The 26099-nt window shown below is 37.1% G+C and carries 29 protein-coding genes and 1 riboswitch; of the genes, 23 read left to right on the top strand and 6 right to left on the bottom strand.

Features of this window, described 5'->3' with window-relative positions:
- Window positions 1-25 precede the first annotated feature (25 nt).
- The 5 genes from GZH82_RS11470 to GZH82_RS11450 all read left to right on the top strand — a co-directional run bounded on the left by GZH82_RS11470 (window position 26) and on the right by GZH82_RS11450 (window position 5925).
- On the top strand, window positions 26-862 hold the full coding sequence (locus GZH82_RS11470; RefSeq protein WP_238989571.1) for a sensor histidine kinase: 837 nt from the start codon (window positions 26-28) through the stop codon (window positions 860-862).
- Window positions 863-966: 104 nt separating this feature from the next.
- Entirely contained in the window at window positions 967-1728 is a 762-nt protein-coding gene (locus tag GZH82_RS11465) for an ABC transporter ATP-binding protein (protein WP_162682593.1), read from the top strand.
- Window positions 1718-3616: an ABC transporter permease gene (locus tag GZH82_RS11460; protein ID WP_162682592.1), complete on the top strand. Its 1899-nt coding sequence runs from the start codon at window positions 1718-1720 to the stop codon at window positions 3614-3616. Before GZH82_RS11465 ends, GZH82_RS11460 begins: the two co-directional genes overlap by 11 nt.
- Before the next feature lie 675 nt (window positions 3617-4291).
- Window positions 4292-4909: a DUF47 domain-containing protein gene (locus tag GZH82_RS11455; protein ID WP_014614598.1), complete on the top strand. Its 618-nt coding sequence runs from the start codon at window positions 4292-4294 to the stop codon at window positions 4907-4909.
- 14 nt (window positions 4910-4923) lie between these two features.
- Window positions 4924-5925, top strand: coding sequence for an inorganic phosphate transporter (locus GZH82_RS11450; protein ID WP_162682591.1), 1002 nt, complete (start codon window positions 4924-4926; stop codon window positions 5923-5925).
- Between the two features lie 278 nt (window positions 5926-6203).
- Here GZH82_RS11450 and GZH82_RS11445 read toward each other — a convergent pair whose 3' ends face one another.
- Window positions 6204-7031: a LysM peptidoglycan-binding domain-containing protein gene (locus GZH82_RS11445; protein ID WP_162682590.1), complete on the bottom strand. Its 828-nt coding sequence runs from the start codon at window positions 7029-7031 to the stop codon at window positions 6204-6206.
- Window positions 7032-7371: 340 nt separating this feature from the next.
- Here GZH82_RS11445 and GZH82_RS11440 point away from each other — a divergent pair, with 340 nt between their 5' ends.
- From GZH82_RS11440 to GZH82_RS11390, 11 genes are all read left to right on the top strand, one after another.
- Window positions 7372-7992, top strand: coding sequence for a Bax inhibitor-1 family protein (locus tag GZH82_RS11440; protein ID WP_162682589.1), 621 nt, complete (start codon window positions 7372-7374; stop codon window positions 7990-7992).
- An 18-nt stretch (window positions 7993-8010) separates the two neighbouring features.
- Window positions 8011-8119, top strand: a riboswitch (TPP riboswitch).
- Window positions 8120-8197: 78 nt separating this feature from the next.
- Window positions 8198-8788 carry a thiamine phosphate synthase gene (locus GZH82_RS11435; protein ID WP_162682588.1) on the top strand — a complete coding sequence of 197 codons (591 nt, stop codon included), beginning with the start codon at window positions 8198-8200 and terminating at the stop codon, window positions 8786-8788.
- Entirely contained in the window at window positions 8789-8989 is a 201-nt protein-coding gene (gene thiS, locus GZH82_RS11430) for a sulfur carrier protein ThiS (protein ID WP_162682587.1), read from the top strand. It begins immediately after the preceding gene.
- A gap of 3 nt (window positions 8990-8992) precedes the next feature.
- A complete protein-coding gene (locus GZH82_RS11425) occupies window positions 8993-9760 on the top strand; it encodes a thiazole synthase (protein ID WP_162682586.1) in 768 nt (255 codons plus the stop codon).
- A complete protein-coding gene (locus tag GZH82_RS11420; RefSeq protein ID WP_162682585.1) occupies window positions 9760-10764 on the top strand; it encodes a ThiF family adenylyltransferase in 1005 nt (334 codons plus the stop codon). Before GZH82_RS11425 ends, GZH82_RS11420 begins: the two co-directional genes overlap by 1 nt.
- A gap of 75 nt (window positions 10765-10839) precedes the next feature.
- Window positions 10840-11556 carry a YebC/PmpR family DNA-binding transcriptional regulator gene (locus GZH82_RS11415; protein ID WP_162683057.1) on the top strand — a complete coding sequence of 239 codons (717 nt, stop codon included), beginning with the start codon at window positions 10840-10842 and terminating at the stop codon, window positions 11554-11556.
- 18 nt (window positions 11557-11574) lie between these two features.
- Window positions 11575-12054 (top strand): cupin domain-containing protein, encoded by a 480-nt coding sequence (locus GZH82_RS11410; protein WP_162682584.1) that lies wholly within the window; start codon window positions 11575-11577, stop codon window positions 12052-12054.
- A gap of 309 nt (window positions 12055-12363) precedes the next feature.
- Window positions 12364-12984 (top strand): ribonuclease FAU-1 family protein, encoded by a 621-nt coding sequence (locus GZH82_RS11405; RefSeq protein ID WP_155260280.1) that lies wholly within the window; start codon window positions 12364-12366, stop codon window positions 12982-12984.
- A gap of 87 nt (window positions 12985-13071) precedes the next feature.
- On the top strand, window positions 13072-13941 hold the full coding sequence (locus tag GZH82_RS11400; protein WP_162682583.1) for a LysR family transcriptional regulator: 870 nt from the start codon (window positions 13072-13074) through the stop codon (window positions 13939-13941).
- A gap of 79 nt (window positions 13942-14020) precedes the next feature.
- Window positions 14021-15226 carry a sugar efflux transporter gene (locus GZH82_RS11395; protein ID WP_162682582.1) on the top strand — a complete coding sequence of 402 codons (1206 nt, stop codon included), beginning with the start codon at window positions 14021-14023 and terminating at the stop codon, window positions 15224-15226.
- Window positions 15227-15247: 21 nt separating this feature from the next.
- Complete coding sequence (locus GZH82_RS11390; protein WP_162682581.1) at window positions 15248-15739, top strand: DUF456 domain-containing protein; 492 nt, start codon at window positions 15248-15250, stop codon at window positions 15737-15739.
- Between the two features lie 96 nt (window positions 15740-15835).
- On the opposite strand, the gene GZH82_RS11385 is transcribed toward GZH82_RS11390, so the two are convergent.
- Window positions 15836-16519: a DUF1129 family protein gene (locus GZH82_RS11385; RefSeq protein ID WP_162682580.1), complete on the bottom strand. Its 684-nt coding sequence runs from the start codon at window positions 16517-16519 to the stop codon at window positions 15836-15838.
- 95 nt (window positions 16520-16614) lie between these two features.
- Here GZH82_RS11385 and GZH82_RS14365 point away from each other — a divergent pair, with 95 nt between their 5' ends.
- The 5 genes from GZH82_RS14365 to GZH82_RS11365 all read left to right on the top strand — a co-directional run bounded on the left by GZH82_RS14365 (window position 16615) and on the right by GZH82_RS11365 (window position 18657).
- Entirely contained in the window at window positions 16615-16866 is a 252-nt protein-coding gene (locus GZH82_RS14365) for a hypothetical protein (protein WP_238989570.1), read from the top strand.
- Window positions 16811-17071, top strand: coding sequence for a GNAT family N-acetyltransferase (locus GZH82_RS14360; RefSeq protein WP_238989569.1), 261 nt, complete (start codon window positions 16811-16813; stop codon window positions 17069-17071). The genes GZH82_RS14365 and GZH82_RS14360 overlap by 56 nt, the downstream gene beginning before the upstream one ends.
- Before the next feature lie 69 nt (window positions 17072-17140).
- Window positions 17141-17467 (top strand): SA0632 family lipoprotein, encoded by a 327-nt coding sequence (locus tag GZH82_RS11375; RefSeq protein ID WP_162682579.1) that lies wholly within the window; start codon window positions 17141-17143, stop codon window positions 17465-17467.
- A gap of 132 nt (window positions 17468-17599) precedes the next feature.
- Window positions 17600-17899 (top strand): hypothetical protein, encoded by a 300-nt coding sequence (locus tag GZH82_RS11370; protein ID WP_162682578.1) that lies wholly within the window; start codon window positions 17600-17602, stop codon window positions 17897-17899.
- A gap of 209 nt (window positions 17900-18108) precedes the next feature.
- Window positions 18109-18657, top strand: a complete 549-nt coding sequence (locus tag GZH82_RS11365; protein WP_162682577.1) for a GNAT family N-acetyltransferase — start codon at window positions 18109-18111, stop codon at window positions 18655-18657.
- A gap of 301 nt (window positions 18658-18958) precedes the next feature.
- Here GZH82_RS11365 and GZH82_RS11360 read toward each other — a convergent pair whose 3' ends face one another.
- From GZH82_RS11360 to GZH82_RS11345, 4 genes are all read right to left on the bottom strand, one after another.
- On the bottom strand, window positions 18959-19525 hold the full coding sequence (locus GZH82_RS11360) for an LOG family protein (protein ID WP_238989699.1): 567 nt from the start codon (window positions 19523-19525) through the stop codon (window positions 18959-18961).
- A gap of 100 nt (window positions 19526-19625) precedes the next feature.
- Window positions 19626-20072, bottom strand: a complete 447-nt coding sequence (locus GZH82_RS11355) for a YaiI/YqxD family protein (RefSeq protein ID WP_162682575.1) — start codon at window positions 20070-20072, stop codon at window positions 19626-19628.
- Window positions 20073-21062 carry a hypothetical protein gene (locus tag GZH82_RS11350; RefSeq protein ID WP_162682574.1) on the bottom strand — a complete coding sequence of 330 codons (990 nt, stop codon included), beginning with the start codon at window positions 21060-21062 and terminating at the stop codon, window positions 20073-20075. It abuts the gene before it with no gap.
- 379 nt (window positions 21063-21441) lie between these two features.
- Entirely contained in the window at window positions 21442-22296 is an 855-nt protein-coding gene (locus GZH82_RS11345) for an undecaprenyl-diphosphate phosphatase (protein WP_162682573.1), read from the bottom strand.
- 278 nt (window positions 22297-22574) lie between these two features.
- Here GZH82_RS11345 and GZH82_RS11340 point away from each other — a divergent pair, with 278 nt between their 5' ends.
- Window positions 22575-24212 carry an ABC transporter ATP-binding protein/permease gene (locus GZH82_RS11340; protein ID WP_162682572.1) on the top strand — a complete coding sequence of 546 codons (1638 nt, stop codon included), beginning with the start codon at window positions 22575-22577 and terminating at the stop codon, window positions 24210-24212.
- The gene (locus GZH82_RS11335) at window positions 24213-25874 is read left to right on the top strand and encodes an amino acid ABC transporter ATP-binding/permease protein (protein WP_162682571.1); all 1662 of its coding nucleotides are present in this window, start codon (window positions 24213-24215) and stop codon (window positions 25872-25874) included.
- The last annotated feature ends 225 nt before the right edge of the window (window positions 25875-26099 follow it).

Here is a 26099-nt window from a genome sequence, read left to right as displayed (position 1 = left end):
GCTCGCTTTTTTAATACGCACCTATATGAAAGAAACTCGTTTTTATCAACGACTGGAAACATATTCAGAAGTAGAATCTTTATTGCATCGTCACTTAGCTGAGTCGCCTTTTGAAAAAGTGACTTTAGATTATTTACAAGTGAAAATACGACAACTCCAACAATCTATTGGTGAACAGCAGCATTGGATTAATTTAAGTGAACAAAGTATGACGGAGTTCATTCATGACATTAAAACGCCTGTTACAGCTTTAAAATTGTTGATTGAAAAAGAAGAAAACAGTGAACGCCGACATCAATTAATGTTTGAATGGTCCCGTATTGATTATATGCTCGATCAACAGTTGTTTATAGCGAGACTTAATCATCAATCTAACGATATGTATTTCGAAAGTGTTAAATTACGTAGCATTTTGATTGAAGAAATACAACAAACACGCCACCTCTGTTTACAAAAAGGGATAGGTTTTGATTTATCTGTGTCAAACACATTGACCGTTTATACGGATAAGCGGTGGATTCGGATGGTGATTCGTCAAATTATATCGAACGCAATTAAATACTCTAATCATGCTGATATTTCGATTTATACGACATTTAAATATGAGCAAGTGCACTTACATATTCAAGATAGAGGAAGCGGTATAGCTGCACACGATTTGCCACGTATATTTAAAAGAGGCTACACTGGTAAAAATAAGCGCTATCAACGTGTTTCTTCGGGAATGGGGCTTTACTTAGTAGATGCTGTACGTGACGCTTTAGGTATTCAAGTGACTGTTGATTCCGAAGTAGGTGAAGGTACAACGGTCTCGATTCATTTCCCAAAGCAGAACGAAAATATTGCGCGTATGTCAAAGTGACAAAAGTGTCACATGAGGCATGCGTTTTGTCACATGATACGCACGATTAATCATTGTATTCTCGATAAAATAACAATATAAATTTGATGAAGGAGTGAGGAATCGTGTCCATTTTAAATGTGAGTCATGTGAGTAAAATATATGGGAATAAAAAACAAAGCTTTGAAGTTTTAAAAGACATTAATTTCAAAGTTGAAGAAGGCGAATTTATAGCAATTATGGGGCCTTCTGGTTCAGGTAAGACGACATTATTAAATGTTTTAAGTTCAATTGATTATGTATCAAGAGGAACAATTGAAGTGAACAAGCAAGACATCACGCGAATGTCCAACAAACAGCTCTCTCAATTCAGAAAACAAAATGTCGGTTTTATATTTCAAGATTATAATGTTTTAGATACTTTGACAGTACGTGAAAATATAATGTTACCTTTGTCTATTAGAAAAATTAACAAATCTGAAGCAGAGCAACGCTACCAAGAAGTGACGGATGCGCTTGGAATAACTGATTTAAGTCAAAAATATCCAAATGAAATCTCTGGAGGTCAAAAGCAAAGAACGGCAGCGGCGCGTGCTTTAATTGGCAAACCAGCTATTATTTTTGCGGATGAACCTACTGGGGCATTGGATTCTAAGAGTGCACAAGATTTGTTGAAACGTTTAGATATGATTAATCGCCACATGAAGACGACGATTGTGATGGTCACACACGATCCGGTAGCAGCAAGTTATGCGAATCGTGTTATTATGTTGAAGGATGGTCAAATTCATACAGAGTTATATCAAGGCGATAAACCCGCTTCACACTTTTACCAAGAAATTATTCAAAACCAAAGTGTGTTAGGTGGTGTGCAACATGCGTTTTAATCATATTGTACTTAAAAACTTTAGACAGAACTTAAGACATTATGCAATATATTTATTTTCTTTGCTGCTAAGCACAATGCTATATTTTAGCTTTGTGACTTTAAAATATACTGACGATATTGCACATTCAGAGTCAGCAGAATTATTGAATAAAGCTGCAGGAATTGGAGAAAAATTTCTCTTTATAATTATCATCGTCTTTTTACTTTATGCGAATCGTTTATTTATTAAGAGACGCACGCAAAGTTTTGCATTATTTCAATTGATTGGATTGTCTCGTAAAGACCTAATGCGCATGCTGGGAATAGAACAAAGTGTTATATTCATTTCTACAACCTTTGTGGGGGTGATACTTGGCTTATTCGGTTCTCGCTTATTGTTATTGATTATTAAAAATGTTGCACATTTGCCAATTGAAATCAAAATAACATTTGAACCTCAAGCATTACTGATTACTTTGTCTCTTGTAATTTTATCGTTTCTATTAATTATGGTGCAAAGCTTCCTTTTTCTGAAGCGACGCTCGATTATACAAATGATGAATGATGTTAAGCAAACCGAAGCACCGCAAGCACATATTACTAAAAGAGATGTTATTTTAGGTGTACTCGGTATTTTAATGATAGGTGTCGGTTATTACTTATCAGTTATTATGTTAAAAGATGTAAGATTATTGCTCATATTGGTACCTACGATTCTATTTACAACGGTTTTAGGGGCGTACTTTTTCTTTAGAAGTTCTGTATCATTGATTTTCAAGACGCTAAAGCAGAGTAAAAGAGGCTATGTTAATGTTACAGATGTGGTATTTACCTCATCAATTATGCATAGAATGAAGAAAAATGCATTTTCTTTAACTGCAATTGGTATAATATCTGCTATAACTATAACAGTTTTATCATTTGCAACGATAGGTCAGGCCAATATAGAAAATAATGTTGACATGATGACTCCAAATGAATTCACCTATATGAAAACGAAACCCGCGCAACAGTTCGAAGATAAATTAAAAGCAAATAATATACCTTATCAAAAGAAAGCATTACACATGATCGATGTACCGATTTTAACAGAAAATAGTGATATTAATAAAGATTTTGATGTGACACCCGTTACAAGTGATTCAGAAATTGATGATGTAAAGGTAAATAAAGGTGAAGTCGTATTTGTGAATGGTTATGGTGTAGCAAACAATATCTCTGGGTTAAAAGAAGGTATCCAGTTAAATCTCGGTGACCAAAAGAAACATGTTCAATTAAAAGTCAAAGAAATTTCAAATCAGTTTTATGTTGCCAATCAAATTATATTAGGTCAATCTCTAGCAGTTGTGAATCAACAAGATTTTAAGACACTACAATCAACACAGCTCAATGATAAACAAAATGGTCCTGCAACGCAGATTGGTTTCGATTTAAAAAATAAAAAAGACTTAAAAATAGCTGAAAAATGGAATCAGCAATTGAATAAAGAGATTCCACAAAACCGAACAACGCTACTGGAACAACAACTTCAATACTCAGGTATGTTTTTATTCGTAAGCAGCTTCTTAGGTATAGCATTCCTTATTGCAGCAGGATGTATTATCTATATTAAACAAATGGATGAAACTGAAGACGAAATGCAAAACTATCGAATTTTACGTAAAATGGGTTATACACATCAAGATATGTTTAAAGGATTGGCATTCAAGGTGTTGTTTAACTTTGGCTTGCCTTTAGTCATCGGCTTACTGCATGCTGGTTTTGCTGCAAGAGCTTTTAACGAATTAATGAATGGTAAAAATTTTGTACCTGTATTCGTTGCAATGGGAATTTATGCAATCATCTACTTTATATTTGCATTACTCGCTTACATGCATTCACGACGTAGCATTAAATATTCGATTTAAAATAGTAAAATTTAATCCGATATTATGACGTAATGAAAACATGTCACTATTTTGAATCGTTTTAAAGGCATGATAGAAATCTTGAAATATAGAGGTTCTATCATGCTTTTTTAGTATATAAAACGCGTCAGCTTCATCTAAAAAGATAAGCGCACAGCCATTTTGTCTGATGATATATATTTAGTTTTAAAAGGATGACATATTTTATAAATATAACAATAAATCATTTGAATGATAACAAAAGCTTATCATATTTGGGAGTGGCTGATAGGATGAATCTTTTAAATTAAACTTTAAAAATATTTTCAAATTCTTTAAAAAGTTTATAATACCCCTACATTTGAGATTAATAATACCTTAATGGTTACAGAATTTTCGAAAATAAACATATATTTAATGAAATATGTTGATGATTTTAAGAGGTGAAATACATTAACAAAATAAAATGTTAAGGTTTTGTAAATTTAATTGTAGCTTCTTTAAATATGTGCTATTTTCGAATAGGATTATGAAAAAATGTGAAAACATTGAGCACTAATAAAATTGAAAGTTAAAAAGGTGATGCTGCCTGCACATTATATTTTGAGTTAACAAAGGATTAACAATATTTTATAATTAAAGTAACATAACTTTTACAATAGTGATTTAGGTAATCGCTGAATGGAGGATTTTAACATGATTAGGAAGAAAAAGGATAAGTTCATGGAGCGTCTAGAGGATATGATTTTCAATTTAGACCGAGCTGCAATTGAATTCGGTAAAATGGATTTCAACACACATTTAGATTTGCGAGCTTATGCCGACAACGTGAAGACGTATGAATCACATGGTGACGAATTGATGCATCAAGTGATTACAGATCTCAATCAAACATTTATTACACCAATTGAACGTGAAGACATTATGTCGTTGTGTAATGCGATTGATGACGTCTTAGATGCGATGGAAGAAACGTCCGCTATGTTTGAAATGTACTCAATAGAATATACAGATGAATACATGTTAGAGTTTGTAGATAATATTCAAAAAGCAATCGGGGAAATGAAATTAGCAATTGGCTTAATGACAGAGAAAAAGCTTTCACACATGCGCGTACATTCAATCAATATTAAAGAATACGAAACAAATTGTGATGGTATTTTACGTCAATCCATTAAACATATCTTTAATAGTGAAACAGACCCTGTCACTTTAATTAAGATCAAAGACATTTATGAAAGTTTAGAAAATATTGCTGACCGCTGCCAAGCTGTTGCGAATAATTTTGAAACAATCATAATGAAAAATAGCTAAGGGAGTCCTCATTTATGGAGTTTTTGTTGCTTATTACAGTAGCTATCATTATCTTTTCGTTATTATTTGATTTTATTAATGGATTTCACGATACAGCGAATGCCGTAGCGACAGCAGTATCGACACGTGCTTTAACGCCGAGACAAGCCATTTTCTTAGCGGCCATTATGAACTTTATTGGTGCTTTGACATTTACAGGTGTGGCTTCAACAATTACAAAAGAAATTGTGGATCCATTTACATTAGATAATGGTCTCATCGTTGTATTATCCGCGATATTAGCTGCAATTGTGTGGAATTTAGTCACTTGGTTTTATGGGATACCGAGTTCGTCTTCACACGCGTTAATCGGTGCGATTGCTGGTGCGGCGATTGCTTCTGCAGGTTCAGTTGATGTATTACACTATCAAGGTTTTACAAAAATCGTACTTGTTTTAATTTTATCGCCTGTGATTGCGTTCGTTGTAGGTTTTGTAATGTATACGATTGTCAAACGTGTATTTAGAAATGCGAATTTGACACGTACGAACCGTAACTTCCGTATTTTCCAAATTTTCACTGCGTCGTTACAGTCGTTCTCACACGGGACGAATGATGCGCAAAAATCAATGGGTATCATTACAATGGCGTTAATCGTAGCGAATATGCAAACAAGTGTCGAGCCAGCATTATGGGTAAAAGTTGCCTGTGCTGCTGCAATGGGCTTAGGTACAGCAGTCGGTGGTTGGAAAATCATTAAAACTGTCGGTGGTAATATCATGAAAATCCGTCCTGCGAATGGGGCGTCAGCAGACTTAGCATCAGCGTTAACGATTTTTGTCGCATCATCATTACATTTTCCATTGTCAACTACACACGTTGTTTCATCTTCAATTCTCGGTGTGGGCTCATCGAATCGAATTAAAGGTGTGCATTGGAATACAGCAAAACGTATGATTGTGACATGGGTGATTACATTACCTATTTCTGCACTGATTGCCGGTCTTTTTTACTTCATTTTAAATTTATTCTTATAATGATAAATATAAATAAGCAAGGAGCTGAGATGTATGTCTTGGCTTCTTTTTTATCAAAAGCCAATTGATTTTGGAAGTAGTACAGAATTTTTATGTGTGACAAAGGTTACGTCGTGTTGCTCAGGCAAAGATGATGAGACTTTCCTCAAGCGTCGCACCCATTTTGACAATTTGTAAAACGCAATGGTTCCAGCATGTTCTATTCCGTTAAAAGGGCAACAAAAAAGATTAACTAATGATGTCCGAAAACACCTTAGTTAATCTCTCTGTTCACTATATTAATGAATATAATTGTATGATGAAGCAATTGATGCTGGAATTGTACGATAATCTTGTTGTCCTGGTGGTGTATTGTAGTTCATTTCTGAAATTAAAATACTACCATCACTGTTCACACGTTCAACAAAAGCAACGTGACCTATTGGACCTTCAAAGTTTTGCATAATTGAACCTGTTGTTGGATTGTGGTCTACTGTATAACCATCAGCTGCGGCATTAGCTGCCCAATGATCAGCGTTCCACCAATACGTACTAATAGGTTGACCGATTTGTGCGCGACGATCGAATACATAATACGTACATTGCCCCCAGTCGTATAAGTTTTGATGGCTAAATAGAGGTGTGTTGTATTGGCCGCTTGTTGAGATACTACCTGTACCGCCAGCGCCACCTGTTTTTGATGCAGTGTTGCCAGCATTACCGCCAGGGATTTGAAGTTGTTGGTTAGGATGGATTAAGTAGCTCGTCAATCCGTTAGCACGCATTAAGTCTTGAACTGACACACCGTATTTTGTGGCAATCATATTTAAAGATTCGCCAGCTTGTACAGTATAAGCGCCACCAGTTTGTTGTGGTACAGTAGCAGAAGATGGTGCACCACTACCGCCACCAATGGATAAGACTTGGCCTGGGAAGACCATGTTGTTTTGTAATTGATTGGATTGCTTAAGTGCATCAACTGTCGTTCCATATTTTTGCGCGATGGACCAAAGTGAATCACCAGATTGGACTGTGTATTGTGTTGACGCGTCAGCATCTTGATGATTGAGCATAGCGACGGCTGCCGCACCTGAAGTTAACGTACATGCAAATGCGAGTTTTTTCAATGTATTGCCTCCTTATTTACACGAATGATAAGATGTGTTGAGCAATGAATAACGAAATGTGTAATTTGATTATTAATTCAATCATTATGATAACAAAAATATTGTAATATTGGGGGGATGTTACGAATCTGTAATGTTGCGAAAAATATAGTTTTGCTATCGTATTGTGCTTAAATGTTGTCACTATCCAATTTATAGAAAATTTGATTTGCAAATCTTTTGAGATAATTAAAGTTTTTGTAATATAAATGCATCGTTTATCAATGGAATAGTTGTATCATTTCTGCATTTGATTCTGTTGTGACATACCGTAAAATAGAAGAAAAGGAGGCAAAATGAGATGGCAACACAAAATCAATCCCGTTCTGCTTATGGTAAAGTATGGTTGTTTTTTATGTACTATTGGCTGATTTTTGGGATTTCAACATATTTTGGACAATTTTTACCGATAGCTTGGCGACAACCACTCTCTATCGGACTACTCATCTTAATCTTAGCTTCGATGGTATTTCAACGTGTGCGCTTTAGTGGCCCGATTATTTCTCATATTTATACGATTGTCGTCGGATTATTATCTTATGCGACATTCATGTATACATTGCAAGATTTAGGTGCGCGTTTATTTTTCAATATGGTTATTTTAGCCGTATCTGGATTTGTCATTTTTGGTATCTTCGGTTATTTTTGGATTAAAGATGCGTCGAGCTTAGGGAAATATTTATTCGTGACATTAATCGCGCTCATTTTAGCAAGTCTCGTTGGTTGGTGGATTCACAGCCCGATTTACTACACGATTATTGCAGTTGTCGGGTTATTACTTTTTCTATTGTATACACTTTATGACTTCAATCGTATGAAGCGAGGTCAGTTTTCACCACGAGAATTAGGTTTTAATTTATTTATAAACCTTTTCCACATCATTCGTTATGTGTTAGAATTAGCTCGTATAATGAAACGATAAAACAATTGAATATTTGAAACAATCCACTGGAAGTGCCGTTCATAATGGCTGAGATTGAAATGTTGATTTCAAAATTCCTGAACCTGATCCAGTTCGTACTGGCGTAGGAAAGTGGCTGTATTCGTGTCAAATGAGGCTACTTTTCTATTGTAAATAACGAGGAAAGTAGTTTTTTTATTGTGAATAGAAAGGGAGGGAAAAGGCGATGATGATTGTGATTACACCGTATGTTGTACTAGATGACTGGCATATCAAAAGGCTCTGTGCTATTGAAAGTCAGATAGTAGGTGTCATTTTACGGACGCCTATGAATCGGCACCCACTCAAGCAATGGATCACCCAATTATTGGCGAATGGCTTTCCAAAATCTAAAGTCATCATACATACGGATGTGACATTAGCGATTGAACTCGGCATTTCAAATGTGCATTTTAAAGAGGGAGATTACCGTGCTGCATCATTAAAGCAAGCGCACCCTCATTATCAAGTGAGCACATCGACACATTCAGCAGCGATGGTTCGTGAAGCAAAAGCGCAACGATTAGATTTTGTGTTATTTGGACATCTTTTTCCAACCTCGTCAAAACCTGACTTGCCACCGCGAACACAACTTGAAATTGATGAAGTTTTGACCATTGATTTTCCGGTAGTGGCATTGGGAGGCATTACAGCTGACACAGTACAACATATATCGTCTCATTTTACAGGAATCGCGTGTATCAGCAGTGCATTTAGACATGAACTTCAATCGTTTGAAAAGATGGTTGATAATTGGTCATTAAAGAAGGTGAAATGAATGGAAGTTTTTGTGAACGGAGAGCAGCAACAATTTGAAGAAGGCACGACAGTACAAGACATTTTAGACCATTTCGGTATCGAATCGAAACGGATGGCAGTCGAACGTAATGCAACAGTCGTTAAACGTTCAGCATGGGCCACAACTGAAGTACGGCAAGATGATCGATTAGAATTGTTAGAATTTGTAGGAGGCGGTTAACAGATGTTTAAAATTGGACATTTAACATTTCATTCAAGATTATTTTTAGGTACAGGAAAATTTGAAAGTGAAGCGATTCAGTCTAAGGCGATTGAAGCATCAGAAACAGAAGTGCTCACATTTGCGGTCAGACGTATGAGTTTATATGACCGAAACTTACCGAATCCATTGGCGAATGTCGATTTATCAAAATTTACAACATTTCCCAATACAGCAGGTGCGAAAACGGCAGAAGAAGCGGTGCGTATTGCTGAATTAGCGCGTGAAGCTGGCGTGTGTGACATGATTAAGGTCGAAGTGATTGGCGATGACGATACATTATTACCTGATCCGTTAGAAACGTACAAAGCTTGTGAAATTTTATTAGAAAAAGGCTACATCGTTTGTCCGTATATTTCAGATGATGTCGTATTAGCGCAACGACTAGAAAGCTTAGGTGTTCATGCGGTGATGCCACTTGCTTCTCCTATTGGTACAGGTCGTGGCATTACGAATCCACTGAATTTGCGTTATATCATTGAAAAATGTGACGTGCCTGTCATTGTAGATGCAGGGATTGGTTCAGCAAAAGATTGTGCCGAAGCGATGGAACTTGGCGCAGATGCAATCTTGCTCAATTCGGCTGTATCTCGTGCACAAGATCCAGTGAAGATGGCTGAAGCGATGAAAAAAGGAATCGAAGCGGGTCGTTTAAGTTATGAAGCAGGTCGTATTCCAATTCGTTATAATGCAGTGCAATCCAGTCCATCTGAGGGGTTAGGCTTTTTATAATGACACGCTATCATAGACAAATACGCTTCCAACATTTTGGGGAACAGAGCCAACGTCAGTTACAACAATTACACGTATTTGTCATCGGCGTCGGCGCTTTAGGTAGTGGCATCGCTGAGCAATTGGTGAGAAGTGGTGTTGGCAAACTGACGATCGTCGATAAAGATGTGGTGCATTTATCTAACTTACATCGTCAAAGTGGCTATGTTGAAGCAGATGCTGAAGCGATGAAGCCGAAAGTGTTTGCACTAAAAGAACGACTCGCGATGATGAATCATGAAGTAACAATCGAACCGTTATACGAAGAAGTGACAGCACGCAATATTGAAGGCATTCTTGAGGAACTACAACCGGATATGGTACTTGATGGTTTGGATCGTTTTGAAACACGTTATTTAGTGAATGAAGCGACACGAAAATTGGATATTCCTTATGTTTACGGTGCAGTAGTGGGGAGTCAGCTGAGTGTCTTTCCAATCAGTCATGACGGGCCTTGTTTACATTGTGTGATGCCGGATGTGCCAGAGACGATGGAAAGTTGTGACCTTAACGGAGTGTTGCCACCCGCTGTTCATTTGGCGAGTAGTTTTGTCGTGGCAGAAGTCTTTTATTACCTGATGCATGGTGATTTTTCTTACCAAATGACGACCAGTGATATTGATCAAGGTAAAGTGAAAAAAATCTCGATTCAAAGTCTTAAAGAAGTGGACTGTCCCGTATGTGCCAAGCAACAGTTCACGCGTCTACAAAACAAACAGCTTAAGTCTACGCAAGTGTTATGTGGCGGCGTGTATCAATTCAGATTGGCTCCAGAACAATTTGAAGCGGCCATACGTACAGAAGTCACAATTTTAATTGATAATCCTTTCATTAAACGATTTCGACTTGAAACGTATGATATGACATTGTATCAAGATGGACGGTTATTAGTATATGACGCAGAGGATATTCACACGGCACAATCCGTCGCTCGAAAATTGTTTGAACAACCCATTCCTATTTAGAATGTTGCTATTGTCTAAATTTTACATGTATAATAAAGGGTACTCAAAAACGTATTTGAAAGCGAGATGGAAGTCATGGGACGTAAATGGAATAATATTAAAGAAAAGAAAGCGCAAAAGGATAAAAACACAAGCCGCATTTACGCTAAATTTGGTAAAGAAATTTATGTAGCGGCAAAATCAGGTGAACCCGATCCTGAATCAAACCAACAATTAAAATTTGTCCTTGAACGCGCGAAAACTTATTCTGTACCCAACCATATTATTGATAGAGCGATTGAAAAAGCGAAAGGTGGCGGCGAGGAAGACTTTGATTCACTCCGTTACGAAGGTTTCGGTCCAAGTGGTTCGATGGTGATTGTGGATGCCTTAACGAACAACGTCAATCGTACAGCTTCTGACGTGAGAGCAGCTTTCGGTAAAAACGGCGGAAATATGGGCGTATCTGGCTCAGTGGCTTATATGTTCGACCATACGGCGACATTTGCATTTGAAAGCTTTGATGCGGATACAGTGCTTGAAGCTTTAATGGAAAATGATATTGACGTACGTGACGTCATTGAAGAAGGCGGATTAACGATTGTATACGCAGAGCCTGATCAATTTGCAACTGTACAAAAAGCGTTAGCACAATTAGGTGTGACATCATTTGAAGTCGCTGAACTTGAAATGTTGCCACAAACTGAAGTTCAACTTTCAGCGGAAGATCAGGAAACATTTGAAAAATTAATCGATGTATTAGAAGAATTAGAAGACGTTCAACACGTTTATCATAATGTAGAACTTGCATAGTCACTGGAGGTCAATGCTATGGAAGCACAAGATTGGGTGCGCCATTTAGAATTAATCCCTCATCCAGAAGGGGGCTATTATCGCCAAACGATTTTAAGTCCGGATACGACGAATGAAAGACCGCATTATTCTAGCATTTATTTTCTATTAGAGGATAAGAATATTTCGCATTTCCATCGTATTGATGCGGATGAGATTTGGTATTACCATGCCGGTGAAACGCTGACGATTCATATGATTTTTCCAGATCGTACGTATTGTGCCGTGCAATTAGGTCCGAATGTCGTGGACGGTGATGTATTGCAATATGTTGTGCCAAAAGGGACGATATTTGCGTCTTCCATTGAACGTGAAAATGCCTTTGCGGTTGTCGGTTGTATGGTGCAACCTGCATTTCAATTTGAGCATTTTGAATTGTTTACACAAGCGGAATTGTTGGCATGGTATCCGGAGCATGAGGAGATCATTCGAAAATATGCGAAGGTTTCGGTGGATTAATAGATTTGTTTGAAAGGCTGATGAGATGTGATGTCTTGTCGGTCTTTTTGTTTTCGCAATTTATAGTGGATCGGTAAACTCAACTTAAAAAATCGTTCGAATCGGGCTATGTTTCCTGAACATTTGCCTCAACTGCGCGATATTTATTTTGAATCTTATTTATCAAGGCTTGTATATCATCTTAGTAAAAAAATAGGGTGCTCGAGTGCGTGTTTATCATGTTTTTGATTAAATATGAGCTTGAATCGCTATGAATTTTATATGATTGGATAGTTGCAACAAGTGACATCCTACTTCGATTTATATATAATGAAAAAAAGGGAGTTGGTGGCTGTGAAAGTGAAATATATTGACAAACGTCACTGGCGTCGCCTCTTAGACCATGATTATATCGAAGTTAAAGTCAATAATAATAAATTTAAAGGCATAATAGGTTTAATTTCAATCAAAAAGGTGAGAGATCCTTTAGAGGTGACTGTTGTAAATCAACGAATGGTAGTAGCTGACGATGGCTATCAATGGCTACAAATCCTGCCAGAGAAAAAGCGTTACAGCATGACAGTAATGTTCGATGACAAAGGACAACCTTTACAATACTATTTTGATATTAATTTAAAAAATATTATACAAAAAGGCAAGGCACGAACGATTGATTTATGTTTAGATGTGCTTGCTTTACCAGATGGCCAATATGAACTTGTAGACCAAGAAGACTTAGAGCGTGCATTGAAATCGAATCAAATTACGCGAAAACAATATCATGAAGCTTATGTGATTGCACATCAATTAATGATTCAAATTGATGAGGATTTTGAGAGTATACAAAAGAAAGCGATGTATTGTTATCACAAAATTAATCGCAAATACCAAAAGCAAGAAAAGTATAAACAGTTTGAAACATCAAATGGAGATGGTTTTCACACACCGTAGCAACCACCACTGTGTGCTGTGAAAGGATTTCTGCACACTGGACAAATATCTTGTCTAGTGTTTCTTTTATTTTGAGGAGGATGTACGATGAAAATTGATGATTATCGGTTATTAATTACTTTAGATGAAACACGCACACTGAGAAAAGCGGCTGAACGTCTTTATATTTCACAACCTGCTGTGACACAACGTTTGAAATCCATTGAACGTCATTTTGGTGTGGACATTTTTATCCGTACGAAAAAACAGCTGATTACAACGACGGAAGGTGCGATGGTCATTGCTCATGCGAAATCGATGCTGAAACAAGAGCGTTTATTCCAAGATAAGATTAAGGCGCATGTGGGTGCAATTAATGGGACGTTATCAATTGGTTGTTCCTCTTTAGTCGGTCAAACGGTATTGCCAGAAGTGCTGAATCGGTACACTGCGGAGTTTCCAAATGTTGAAATTCAACTACAAGTAGGCTCTAGTGAACATATTAAAGCGAACCATAATGATTACCATATTATGATTGTGAGAGGTAATCAATTGTTAAATATGCACAACGACCACTTGATGGATGATCAACATTATTTCATCTACCCTAAAAATAAAGAAACTGAATTACAAAAGCTACCTTTTATTGAATTTCAAGCAGACCCGGTCTATATTAATCAAATCAAGACATGGTATCAACAACATATGTCACAAGATTATCATGCGCGCATTAAAGTAGACCAAGTCGCGACGTGTAAAGCGTTGTTGTTGAGTGGCGTAGGGGTGACGATTTTACCGGAAATTATGGTAAAAGACTTAGATGCATCTCAGTTTGCGATGTTAAAAGTGGACGTAGAAGAACAATCTTTAGTCCGTTCTACTTATTTAAGTTATGACATGAGTATGGTACAGTTACCTCAAGTCAGTTCATTTATTAATGTATTTAAGACATATTTACACATTGAAGATATCGAATAAAGACATGTGATGAATAGAAAAAGAGAGCACAGCATCATGCGATTCAATATCAATTTTAAGTATATAAGGGAGAACACACATGTTTCGTGAATTGTTAACGATTAAAAATTATAAGTTATTTATTGTGAATATGATGCTAATTGGGATGGGCATTGCGATTACAGTCCCATTTTTTGTTCTATTTGCAACTAACCAATTGGGGATGACGACCAATCAGTTTGGGCTGTTACTGGCATTGGCGGCAATTAGTCAATTTACGATGAATAGTATTGTCGCTCGTTTTTCGGATACGCATGCTATCAATCGGAAAGTGATTATCATTGCAGGATTATTCATGGGGGCTATCAGTTTTACGTTACCATTTTTTGTACATTCGGTTGTACTGTTTATTATTTTGTATGCCATTTTTCAAGGGTTATTCGCTCCGGCTATGCCCCAACTTTATGCTTCTGCAAGGGAATCTATTAATCAATCTACATCGAGTAGTCGCGCGGTATTTGCCAATTCTGTACTGCGTTCCATGTTTTCGTTTGGCTTTTTATTTGGTCCGTTAGTCGGTAATATTTTAAATCAGTCATGGGGCTATAGTGGTTTATTTGGTGGAACAGTAGCCATTATTTTGACGACGCTACTCCTACAAGTGTTCTTTTTTAAAGATGTTAAAGCGAAAAAGCCTGTTCGTGACAGTACAGCGATAGAACAAGATGCACCTTCTATGTTGAAACATCGCTATTTAATTGTGCCATTTATTGCTTTTGTGTTGTTACACATTGGTCAGTGGATGTATACGCTCAATATGCCTCTATTTGTGACGCAATATTTACATGAAGAAGAAAAATATGTTGGTCATCTTGCGAGTTTGTGTGCCGGTTTAGAAGTGCCGTTTATGATCATTTTAGGTATGGTCGCAAGCAAAGTGGAAACACGAACGTTATTAGCGATTGCGGCGGTTTGTGGTAGTTTGTTTTTCGGTAGTATCGGAATATTTGAAAGTGTCCACATGATGCTCGTTGGTCAAGTGTTACTCGCGGCATTTTTAGCGGTATTACTTGGTATAGGAATTAGTTATTTCCAAGATGTTTTACCACAATACCCAGGTTATGCGTCGACTTTGTTCGCTAATGCAATGGTTATCGGTCAACTGTTAGGGAATTTATTAGGTGGTGCGATGAGTCAGTGGGTCGGTTTAGGCAATGTCTTTTATGTTTCTGCGCTATCATTGGCATGTGGTTTTGTGTTAATTTTATTTACTAAGAAAAGTAGAAAAACAGTTCAAACTGTGTAAATAAGGAGTTGACGTATAACAATGTCAGACGTGATTTTATGGGTGCTCATCTTAGCGGCATTCGTATTGGCATTTATCGGTTTAATCAAGCCTGTGATTCCGGCTATTCCCGTTTTGTGGGTGGGCTTTTTGATTTATCAATTTGGCATTAATGGTGCCACGTTATCATGGATTTTTTGGACTGCGATGATTGTACTCACGATTTTTATTTTCGTATCCGACTTATGGCTCAATCGCTATTTTGTGAATCGGTTTGGAGGCACGAAAAAAGGGGAGTGGGCTGCTTTAATCGGTGTACTCGTCGGGGCGTTTGTGCTGCCACCATTTGGTGTGATGATTGTGCCATTTATCGCTGTCATTATTGTTGAAATGATGCAGTCTAAAAATTTCACACAAGCAGTCAAAGCAAGTTTTGGTTCGCTTGTCGCATTTTTCTCTAGCGCCGTGATGCAAGCGGTACTCATGTTAGTCATGATGATCTGGTTTTTTATCGATGCGTTACTGATTAATTAAAGCGGCATTTTCAAAATAAAAACAGTCAGGTGAATGAATGGTAAATAGTGCCAATCATCGACCTGACTTTTTTAATGGAATGCAGCAAGTTGAAATTTATCGCCAAGATGCACTTTTAGCGTGATCATCATTTTTGTATTTCAACATACCAAGTGGAATGATAAAAAACGATGCGATAATAAACGCCCAATTACTAATATGTATATAAGGTCCGAATTGTAAAAAGTTTTGTGGGAAAAAGAAAATAATAAAAATTAATAAAATAAGGGCTATCAATACGACATAGCCGATTAACCAAGCGAGACGTGAATAGTCAAAAGCTTGAAGTTGTATCATTTTAAAACAAGACCAAATGAATAAAAAAGTGACGAATATCCCCGCAACAAAAGTGAGCGGAAAGGTGTATAAAAAGACGCGTGTATCATTAATGAAAAATCCTAAAAACCCTTTTAAGAAGCAGAATACACCTAACAAAAAGATGATATGTTGTAAAATGTAATGACAAATATTCTTAAACGTATGGTTAGGCATCTCTTTAATCGTTTGAATGGCATGTTTTTTAGGATGATGATTAAAAATTTCCATCGCATGAAGGCCTTTGTTTTCAGCTTTGAGTAAATGGTCTAAAATACGCTGTAGTACTTTTTCGGAGTCATGTGCATTGACGCGCATATCCGCACGAACATAGGTCATGTAACTTTCAAAGATTTGTCGATCCGTATTGTTCAGCCGTAACGATTTAACATTATTTTCTTTCATCAGTTCATTCGTCGTTTTCATCGGTCAAGCACCTCCTCTAATTTAAATCATAGTGAACTGTACTTATTATGACGATATTCATGAGATAAATCAATCCTAAATGAAAGGAGATGGTGATGATTTTACTCACACCTGAAGATAGCGACTACATTCATCGCGTAGCAGTGCAGCACGTCAAACTGTTACAATCAGATGCTTTAATGCGAAGTCAAGGGACGCAAATGGAGATCGCACTTTATGAAGAGATGATTGCACATCGATTGTGTTATGTAGGGGACTGGATTGGCATCATGACAGACACGAATCAACATAATGAAGGCTTACGCGTGGGCTCACTACGAACCGGGAAATGCGCAAGTGACCATTGAATCATTATTTGTTGATCCTGAATATCGTCAACAAGGGTACGCCACTGAACTTAAACAACAGATTGAAAAGTGGGCCAAATCACAAGGAGCACGTCAAATCGTCGGTACAGTACAACAATCCAATCAAGCGATGGTGCAACTGAATGAAGCGTTAGGATATCGTGTGGAAAAATATATTATGTCGAAATCATTAGAAGAATCATAAGCATTATGCGAATCTGTTTAAACCATGATAAAATAAAGTGTAAGTCATTCTAAATGGAGAGAAATAACAATGAAGAAACAACTTATCGCACTTATGGGGACAGTCGTATTGTTATCAGGGTGTGGCAATAGTGAAAAGGAAAAACTACAAAATGAAATTAAATCGTTAGAAGACGAACAAAAAGAATTACAAGAAGAAAATAAAAAGTTAAAAGATCAGAGTGAACAATTAGATAATCAAATTAAAGATCTTGAACATTCTATTGATAAAGCGAAAACTTCAGATGATAAGAAGAAAACAAGTAGCAAGGACAACAAGAAATCAACAGAATCTAAAAAAGATGCTAAATCAACAGAAAAATCAAAAGAAACGTCTGATACTCAAGATAAAAGCTAATTTGAGTGATTATTTTTAACGTCATTTTGATATCTTGTGCTATTGACACGACCCGCAATGTATCGCGTTTGATGTTGAGAGGGATAGGGTATTAAAAACACATATATTACGGAGAGAAAAGAGGGTTATCGTATGTACGAAAAAGAATTTAGATTATTAGAAGGTCGCGACATTTCGCTTGTTGAACTTGGACGCGAACTTGAAAATATTACAGGGTATTCCATTATTGATTCCACAGGTGAATTGCAACGTTCCATCGCATTGAAACCTAATTTTGATCATGACTGGGAAACATATACGGCGACATATCGTTTGACCCATAAAAATGATTTTGTTGATGCTGTTTTTACAACACAAAAAGGTCAAAATCCAGAACGATTAAAAGAGGTACCTGTGACGATTCAACTGATTAGCTATATTTCTAGAGTGTAATGAAATCAATATCGCATCAACAACTGAAGGCGCAGGATACGTCTGATCGAGAAGTTTTATAAAGGTGAAAGATGTCGACTGAAGATGCGCCCAGTGAAACTTTCAGAAATCAAATGCATAACTGAGGCGGGAAGATGAAATCACAAGTAGTACATGCGATTTCTGACCCGCTTCTTTCTTTGGATACACGGTTAAATGGGGGATGCACAATGACAGTTTATATAGAGACAAATCGATTGAAATTGAGAGACTGGCAAGATGAGGATTTGCAACCATTTCAACAATTGAATGCAAATCGCCAAGTCCGTCAGTTTTTTCCAAGTTTATTAAGTTATCAAAAAACAGCGTTGGACTTTGAAGTGATGAAATCTTATTTAAAGCAGCATCAGATAGGATTGTTTGCTGTGGAGTTAAAGGCAACGAAAGAGTGGATTGGGTTTATAGGGGTGAATTATATTCCACAAACGGTAGATTACCCTTTTAAAGAACTCCCATTTTATGAAATCGGTTGGCGATTGTCTCCTGAAGTTTGGGATAATGGGATTGCGACAGAAGGGGCAGAAGCGGTGCTCGATTATGTAGCTGAACGTGGCGTAAGTGAAGTGTACGCGATGGCAGCAAAAGTGAATCATGCATCGATTCGCGTGATGGAAAAGATTGGCATGACACATTATGATGATTTTGAGACGCCGGGATTGAGTGAACATCATGTACTGAGGCCACAAGTGCGTTATAGAAAGCAGTTGAAGGAAGCATAAGCATACTACTTATCAGGATTCTCAGCATGAAATAAGATGACTACTGAGCAAAGTGGTCATTGATATGAATTGAATCGCGTGAGGCTAAGTCGGCCTCTTTTTATGCTTTTTTAAGAAGTTAAAAGTAAAAATATGAGATGGTACGTGTATAGAAGTAACAAAACAAATAGAAGCGCAATTTGTAATGAAAGGCGGGCGAGTAACAAGATTGACTAAAAATATGTGTAAACAGACGCGTATGAATCATACTTCTTACGCGTCTGTTCCACATCGCTATTGTGCACACAAAAAACAGCAATGCTTAATCGTATGTACGTGTTGAAATCGGTTTGGCATTTTGAAGGCCTTCTAACAATGCTTGAGGCGTTTCGTACACACCTGCAAGTTTTTCATACTTTTTATCAATAAAACCTTCATGAATCATATGTGTAATCAATGCTTCTAGAGGTTTGTAAAATTGTTTAATATTAAAAATAGCAATAGGCTTTTGGTGTAACCCAATTTGTGCCCAACTATAAACTTCAAAAAATTCTTCAAGAGACCCCGCGCCACCTGGAGCAATTACAAATGCATCGGCGAGGTCTACCATTTTTTGTTTACGTTCATGCATAGAATCGACTAAAATCAGTTCAGATACTTTTTGGCTCGTAATTTCACGCTCGTCTAATAATCGAGGCATCACACCTATTGCATGACCGTCATGATCTAATACACCATCTTGTATTGCGCCCATAATGCCTACAGATCCCGCGCCGAAAACAAGATCAATGCCTTGTTCTGCAAAGTATTGACCTAAAGTATAGGCTTCTTTGACGTATGTCTCATCAAAACCTTTACTTGCGCCACAATAAACTGCTATACGTTGAATCATTTTCATCGCTCCTTATTTAAATCAGTCTTTAGTCACAGTCTAAAGCAAAAAGAAGTGCATGTGTAGCAAAACAAACAATGTTGAGACACATGCACAGCTATGGAGATTGGATACAGTGGCGAAAAGATGATTCAAAATTGAGTTGTTGCTTTTGATCGAATGCGGGCGGCCCTTTATGATGACGTTTTGTTTTTCGACGCGCTTGCTGATGATAGTAACGTTGTGCGAGTAGACGATCAATATTTTCGGGTGTATAAATGTGACCGTTGTGATGCAGGACATGTTTGACTTTTTCTAACACTAAACTGGCTAATCCATAGTCTTGTGTGACAACAATATCATTAGGTTTTGCATGTTGGAGCAACATAAAATCAACAGCGTCACGCCCGCCATCGATATATTTGACTTCTACATGCGCAGGAAAATCATGAACAGTAAAATGACTATAAGTGCGAAATAAATATACAAAAATGCCTGTCTCAGCCGTGATTCGAACGATGGAATCGACGACTGGACAAGCATCGCCATCTATTAAAATGCGCATTTATCGTCTTTGTTTCTTCCTTGATTTTTTAGATGTGTCATTTAACTGTTGATTTTGTCTTAATGTGTCGCTGTCTTGCACTTGACGCTCCATATTTTGATAATGTTGTTCGTATAAAGGTGCGTTGTCTGAAGTTGTTTCGACTTGACCTGGTGCGCTTGGTGTAGGTTGACCTTCGCCAGTATGACTTTGCGTCGTTTGGAGTTCAGATAACGTCGTAATACGTTGCTTTTCTTGTTGGTCATTTGATTGAACCGTGTTGTCTTGCTTTACTGAACTATTTTTAGGTGCTGCATCTGTCGTGTGTCCGGCCTTTTCTTCATGTTTTTCCATGGCTTTCATATTTTTCTTTAACGCTTTTTCACGTGCTTTTGCAGCTTTTTCTTCTTTCTTATGACGTTGTTCTAGGTGTTTTTTTAAATTCTTGTTCATTTTGTCGACTTCTTTTTTGTTACGCTTTTCAATTATTTCAACACGTTTCTCAGTTTTAGCATCTCGTTGTCCTAGTGTATGCCCGACTTTTTCTTCATACTTCTGCATTTTTTTCATTGTTTTAATCATTTGCTTTTGACGTTGATCAAACGCCTTATCTTCTTCTTTGTGACGTTCTGCAATGTGCTTTTCTAAGTTTTTCGCTAACTTGTCAATTTCTTTACGATTTTTTTTAGCGATTTCTTTTCCACGTGCACGCACATTTTCAGGGCGATTGTAACGTTGGATTTCAGCTTCTTTTTTCATCACTTTATTGTAGTCATGACGACGCTTTTTTGTTTGAATGGTACTTTTTAAATGACTTGATCCTGAAACAACAGAGTCTTTCACAGAATTCGCAACTTGACCTGTTTTATGTGCCACAGTTTTAGAAGTATTCACTGTTGTTTGTGTCACTTTTTGAACATCGGGGTGTTCTTTAAATTTTTTGCGTTCTAAGATGAGTGGTACAAGAAATACAGGTAAAACATTGACTATCATTTTAATTGTTTTATTCATGAACGTTGCCTCCAATTATGAGTATACTTATGACTTTTTACCCTTTGAGCCGTATCAATAAACGCTAAATAGTGAACGTTGCACTCTGTAGCATGTCAAAAATCGATAAGTTGAGCTCGTTACGTATTGTATTATTATTGTACATTTTTTTGATAGAAATTTAAAAAGTGAACTCAGCTTTTTGAAATTTCTAAAACCGTGGATAGGTTTACTCAAGTGTGATGACGATGTCGACATGAATTTTTCACTAGTTGTCCTCATGCAAATGACTGAAGCATAGATGTATGTATCGTTTAACTCGGTGTTTGAAAAGGTAAAAAAAGTGGGGCTAGACACGCAATGGTCTCAACCCCTTTCTCATATTTTGATGCATATTCAATTATTTAATAATACCGAAATAAACGATAGCAATCACGACGACAAGTACGATACGATAAATCGCGAATGGTAATAATTTAACATTTTGAATCAATTTCAAGAACAGTTTGATTGAAATAAAACCGAATGTGAAAGCCGCTAAGAAACCTAAAATGTAGAATGGAATATGTGCTAATTCGATATAATCTAAATGCTTAATAATAGATAAACCACTTGCTGCTAACATGACAGGCACCGCCATAATGAATGTGAAGTCAGAAGCAGATTTGTGGTCTAACTTCATTAATACCCCTGTTGAAATTGTTGACCCAGAACGTGAAAATCCTGGCCACATTGCAACGGCTTGAGAAAGACCGATTACAAAGGCTTGGAAATAAGTGATTTCATTTAGACTTTTTGGGTTTTTAACATTAAGACTAAATTTATCGGCAATAATCATGTAAATCGCACCAAGGAATAAACCGATCAACACAGTGGGTACGCTAAATAAATATTTTTCAATCAAATCGTCGAATAATAGACCGAGTACACCTGCTGGAATCATCCCAATAATAATGTGTAAGAGATTCAAACGACGTGGTTTTGAACGACGGCCAGGCTGCTGAGCTGGTGCATACTTACCGATATGTAACATTTCGAAATACTTGTGACGAAAAATCCATGCCGCAGCAAAAATAGAACCGAGTTGGATAACAATTTTAAAGGTAAAAGCAGATTCTGGTCCTAAAAACTCAGTCGATTTCAACCACATATCATCGACTAAAATCATATGTCCTGTTGAAGAAACTGGAGCGAACTCAGTCATGCCTTCAACGATACCAAGAATAATGGCTTTAATTAATTCGAAAAATAACATACAAGAACCCTCTTTAATCATTTTTGTGTAAATTTTAATATAACATAGCATATGATAGCATATTCGCATTTAAGATGTCTTTTCCTAACATATATTTTTTGAAATATACGTCCATAGCAGTAGAAAAAGCATCAAGCGTATGAATTTGAAATTTGTACAAGTGTGACTTCAATTGAAAGATTTCAGACAAAAAATAGTCGAATTTTTTCACGTGAAAGGGATAGAGCGACCATGTAAAATGGAGAAATGACACATACAAATGGAGGCGGAAATCAAAGATGAAACAACTACATCAATGTGCTAAACAATTTTATATCTTGCCTATATTTATGGCTATCGTTTGTATCGGTCTTGCGCTATCAGTCGTTGCTCAAAATGTAACGATTGGCATCATATTGGAACGCATTCTCACGCATCAACCTACAACATGGTCTGTCATGATTGGGTTTTTAGCGTTGGTATTAATATTACGTGCAACTTTAGATTTTGTGAATGGATGGCTAGGGGAGCGACTGGCACATCACGTTCGACAGACGATTCGGCATCGCTTATTACATCAAGTGTCTCGACAGGCTGTTGGTGAAAGGCTGACGATGGCGACAGAGACCTTGTCTGAAATGTTGCCGTTTTATCGTAATTATTTACCTCAAGTGTTTAAATCGACATTTATCCCTCTTGCTATTATTGTAACGATGTTTTTTGTGCATATACCCACGGCTTTAATTATGCTTGTTACGGCGCCATTTATTCCTGTTTTTTATATTGTTTTTGGTCTGAAAACACGTGATGATGCAAAAGATCAAATGACATTTTTAAATCAATTTGGTCAACGTTTCTTAAGTTTGACGAAAGGGTTAGTCACTTTAAAACTGTTTAACCGTTCCGAGCAAGCAGTGGAAACAATTAATGAAGAAAGTACACAATTTCGTGATAAGACGATGACGATATTAAAAAGTGCATTTTTATCTGGCTTAATGTTGGAATTTATTAGTATGTTAGGGATTGGTTTAGTCGCTTTAGAGGTTGGGTTAAGCTTGATTGTATTTCAATCGATACATTTCGGTACAGCTGCTATTGCGATGATTATGGCGCCTGAATTTTATAATGCGATTAAAGATTTAGGACAAGCCTTTCATACAGGAAAAGAAAGTGAAGGTGCTAGTGACGTGATTCATGCAGCATTAGAAGAACGTGAAGATGTGACCGGTCATGAAATCGATGTTGATGAAAATCAAACACCACTCATTCAAGTACGAAACCTTCAATACCACTATCCAAATACGACGTCCAATGTATTAACGGAGATGCATCTCGACATTTTTGAAGGAGACCGTATTGCATTAGTCGGTCCAAGTGGTGCAGGTAAATCCACATTTGTTCGTTTGTTGATTGGCGAACTGTTATCACAAGAGGGGCATATCACGTATCAACGGCAGGATTTGAAAATAGGTTACCTTTCTCAAAACCCATATATTTTTAATGCGACGATTGCGGAAAATGTCGCTGTATTTAATGACATTCCTGCTGAAAAAATTACTGCAGTATTGGAAGCGGTACAGTTAATGCCTGTTGTTGAAAGATTTCAGCATGGCATTGAAACGTTTATTGGTGAAGGTGGCGAAATGTTATCCGGCGGTGAAATGAGAAGAATAGAGCTCGCACGATTGTTATTGTTAGAGCCAGATTTTGTTGTTTTAGATGAGCCTGTCGCAGGATTGGATAGCGCGACGGAACAAGTGATTCAACAAACGTTAGACCGCTATTTCCAACATACGACACGTTTAACGATTGCACACCGTCAGTCTACAATCCAACATGCGACACGACGTATTTATTTAGCAGACGGTACGATTCAGTCGGATGATGATCGCATTCAACTCTCATTTACACGTACACAAGATGGAGGTGAACAGTAAATGAAACTCCAACAAGTAATGAATATTAAGTGGGATAAAGATATTGTGATAGCCATTTGTATCGGCGTATTTGGAAGTCTTGTTGCGTTGGGAATGTTCTTTCTAAGTGGCTATATGATTACTCAAAGTGCTTTAGGTGCCCCGCTATATGCATTGATGGGGTTAATTGTGACAGTTAAGTTATTTGGGTTTATACGTGCTATAGCCAAATATTATGAACGCCTGCGCTCTCACCGTGCGACCTTTACGATGTTGAGAGATGTGCGGGTTCAGCTCTATCGTGCGCTCATCCCGATTGTACCTGATGTTTTTCGAAAATTTCGCTCAAGTGATTTACTCGGCAGAATGGTGACACAAGTGGAAGCATTACAAAATATATATTTACGCGTCTATTATCCACCTATTGTAATTGGTATAACGACGCTCATTTCAGCAGTGACTTTAATTTATTTTTCATGGGTGCATGCCCTTGTTTTAGTCATTACAATCGTGATTGCTTTATTCATCTTACCTGCATTACGTGTGAAACAAGCGACACGTGTGCGACTGCATGTTAATCAAACTGGGGAGCGTTGGATGCATGCGTATTTTGACTATATATTAGGTCATGATGAGTTAAAACGATTTAAGAGTGATCAAAAATATAACGCGCAATTAATGAATTCTGAAACGGCATTCAGCCAAGCAGAGCACCTGTCACAACGAAGTCACCTCGTTTACGATTATATACGTCATCTAATCAGCATGGCGGCATTACTCGGTAGTATCGTACTCGTTGTAGTGATGGTCGAACAACAACAAGTAGATATTGTCTATGTAACGAGCATTATTTTAATGATTTTAACATTATTAGAACAAGCTGTGCCGATGAGTCAGGTCGCTGATTATAAAAGCGAGACCAATTTGGCACAACAAAGCTTATCAGAAGTGATGGGGCATCGTAAAAGTGTGATTGGATCAGAGAAGGTGGATGTTCATCAAATGTCTCATGGAGCATCGCTGTTAACATTGAAAGATGTCACGTTATACTACCAACATCAACAGCGTCCAAGTGTGCAACATTTAAACTTACACATTCGTAAAGGTGAACACGTTGGCATTGTTGGGGCGTCTGGTTCGGGTAAATCGACGTTATTACAATTGTTAATGGGATTGTATACACCAAGTGAAGGCCAAATTTTAATAGGTGACAACTCTCTGCACGATTTAGATATGACATCTTACTATCAGCAGTTAAATACGATGTTACAACAACCTCATTTTTATGATGGTACAGTGTATGAAAATTTATTGACTGATGCTTCAATATCTCAAAGTCGGACGGTGCTTGATCAATTACACTTGCAACATATTACGTTAGATCGACCGGTAACATTCAATCGAAATACATTGTCAGGCGGAGAATTTCAACGATTAGCACTTGCGCGTCTCATGTTACGAGATGGTCCGATTTGGTTACTTGACGAACCAACAACGGCACTAGATATAGAAAATACAAAAGATGTGATGCATCAAATCCATCAACAAGCTGAAACACTGGTCGTTGCAACACATGATGTACAATATTTAACACAGTTTGATAGAATCATACAGATGCAAGAAGGAAAGATTATTGGAGATATGACACCGGATGAGTTTTTAGCTGAAAAAGTTCATGGATAGGTCAGTCTTTTCAATGGTATAAAAAATGAATAAGTTATTGTGGAATAACGAAAGAGGGTTTGATGAAATAAAAAAAGAAACGACTGGTTATTTCGGCTATGAGAGGTGTGAAAAAAGCGCTTAGAATGTCATTAGAGGGCATTCAAGCGCTTTAAAATGATGATTATGTATAGATAAACTAAGGTTGTATCAGTCAAACAAAAAAATGATATGCTCTCAATATAG

The sequence above is a fragment of the Staphylococcus sp. MI 10-1553 genome, assembly GCF_010365305.1.
Classification (GTDB): Bacteria; Bacillota; Bacilli; order Staphylococcales; family Staphylococcaceae; genus Staphylococcus.
The sequence above is the reverse complement of the archived record's forward strand: the minus strand, read 5'-3'. Positions and strand labels throughout refer to the sequence as shown.

Coding starts and splice junctions, on each gene's coding strand:
- GZH82_RS11470 (WP_238989571.1), top strand. CDS start 26: ATGAAAGAAACTCGTTTTTATCAACGACTGGAAACATATTCAGAAGTA.
- GZH82_RS11460 (WP_162682592.1), top strand. CDS start 1,718: ATGCGTTTTAATCATATTGTACTTAAAAACTTTAGACAGAACTTAAGA.
- GZH82_RS11455 (WP_014614598.1), top strand. CDS start 4,292: ATGATTAGGAAGAAAAAGGATAAGTTCATGGAGCGTCTAGAGGATATG.
- GZH82_RS11450 (WP_162682591.1), top strand. CDS start 4,924: ATGGAGTTTTTGTTGCTTATTACAGTAGCTATCATTATCTTTTCGTTA.
- GZH82_RS11440 (WP_162682589.1), top strand. CDS start 7,372: ATGGCAACACAAAATCAATCCCGTTCTGCTTATGGTAAAGTATGGTTG.
- GZH82_RS11435 (WP_162682588.1), top strand. CDS start 8,198: ATGATGATTGTGATTACACCGTATGTTGTACTAGATGACTGGCATATC.
- thiS (WP_162682587.1), top strand. CDS start 8,789: ATGGAAGTTTTTGTGAACGGAGAGCAGCAACAATTTGAAGAAGGCACG.
- GZH82_RS11425 (WP_162682586.1), top strand. CDS start 8,993: ATGTTTAAAATTGGACATTTAACATTTCATTCAAGATTATTTTTAGGT.
- GZH82_RS11420 (WP_162682585.1), top strand. CDS start 9,760: ATGACACGCTATCATAGACAAATACGCTTCCAACATTTTGGGGAACAG.
- GZH82_RS11415 (WP_162683057.1), top strand. CDS start 10,840: ATGGGACGTAAATGGAATAATATTAAAGAAAAGAAAGCGCAAAAGGAT.
- GZH82_RS11410 (WP_162682584.1), top strand. CDS start 11,575: ATGGAAGCACAAGATTGGGTGCGCCATTTAGAATTAATCCCTCATCCA.
- GZH82_RS11405 (WP_155260280.1), top strand. CDS start 12,364: ATGAAAAAAAGGGAGTTGGTGGCTGTGAAAGTGAAATATATTGACAAA.
- GZH82_RS11400 (WP_162682583.1), top strand. CDS start 13,072: ATGAAAATTGATGATTATCGGTTATTAATTACTTTAGATGAAACACGC.
- GZH82_RS11395 (WP_162682582.1), top strand. CDS start 14,021: ATGTTTCGTGAATTGTTAACGATTAAAAATTATAAGTTATTTATTGTG.
- GZH82_RS11390 (WP_162682581.1), top strand. CDS start 15,248: ATGTCAGACGTGATTTTATGGGTGCTCATCTTAGCGGCATTCGTATTG.
- GZH82_RS11385 (WP_162682580.1), bottom strand. CDS start 16,519: ATGAAAACGACGAATGAACTGATGAAAGAAAATAATGTTAAATCGTTA.
- GZH82_RS14365 (WP_238989570.1), top strand. CDS start 16,615: ATGATTTTACTCACACCTGAAGATAGCGACTACATTCATCGCGTAGCA.
- GZH82_RS14360 (WP_238989569.1), top strand. CDS start 16,811: ATGAAGGCTTACGCGTGGGCTCACTACGAACCGGGAAATGCGCAAGTG.
- GZH82_RS11375 (WP_162682579.1), top strand. CDS start 17,141: ATGAAGAAACAACTTATCGCACTTATGGGGACAGTCGTATTGTTATCA.
- GZH82_RS11370 (WP_162682578.1), top strand. CDS start 17,600: ATGTACGAAAAAGAATTTAGATTATTAGAAGGTCGCGACATTTCGCTT.
- GZH82_RS11365 (WP_162682577.1), top strand. CDS start 18,109: ATGACAGTTTATATAGAGACAAATCGATTGAAATTGAGAGACTGGCAA.
- GZH82_RS11355 (WP_162682575.1), bottom strand. CDS start 20,072: ATGCGCATTTTAATAGATGGCGATGCTTGTCCAGTCGTCGATTCCATC.
- GZH82_RS11350 (WP_162682574.1), bottom strand. CDS start 21,062: ATGAATAAAACAATTAAAATGATAGTCAATGTTTTACCTGTATTTCTT.
- GZH82_RS11345 (WP_162682573.1), bottom strand. CDS start 22,296: ATGTTATTTTTCGAATTAATTAAAGCCATTATTCTTGGTATCGTTGAA.
- GZH82_RS11340 (WP_162682572.1), top strand. CDS start 22,575: ATGAAACAACTACATCAATGTGCTAAACAATTTTATATCTTGCCTATA.
- GZH82_RS11335 (WP_162682571.1), top strand. CDS start 24,213: ATGAAACTCCAACAAGTAATGAATATTAAGTGGGATAAAGATATTGTG.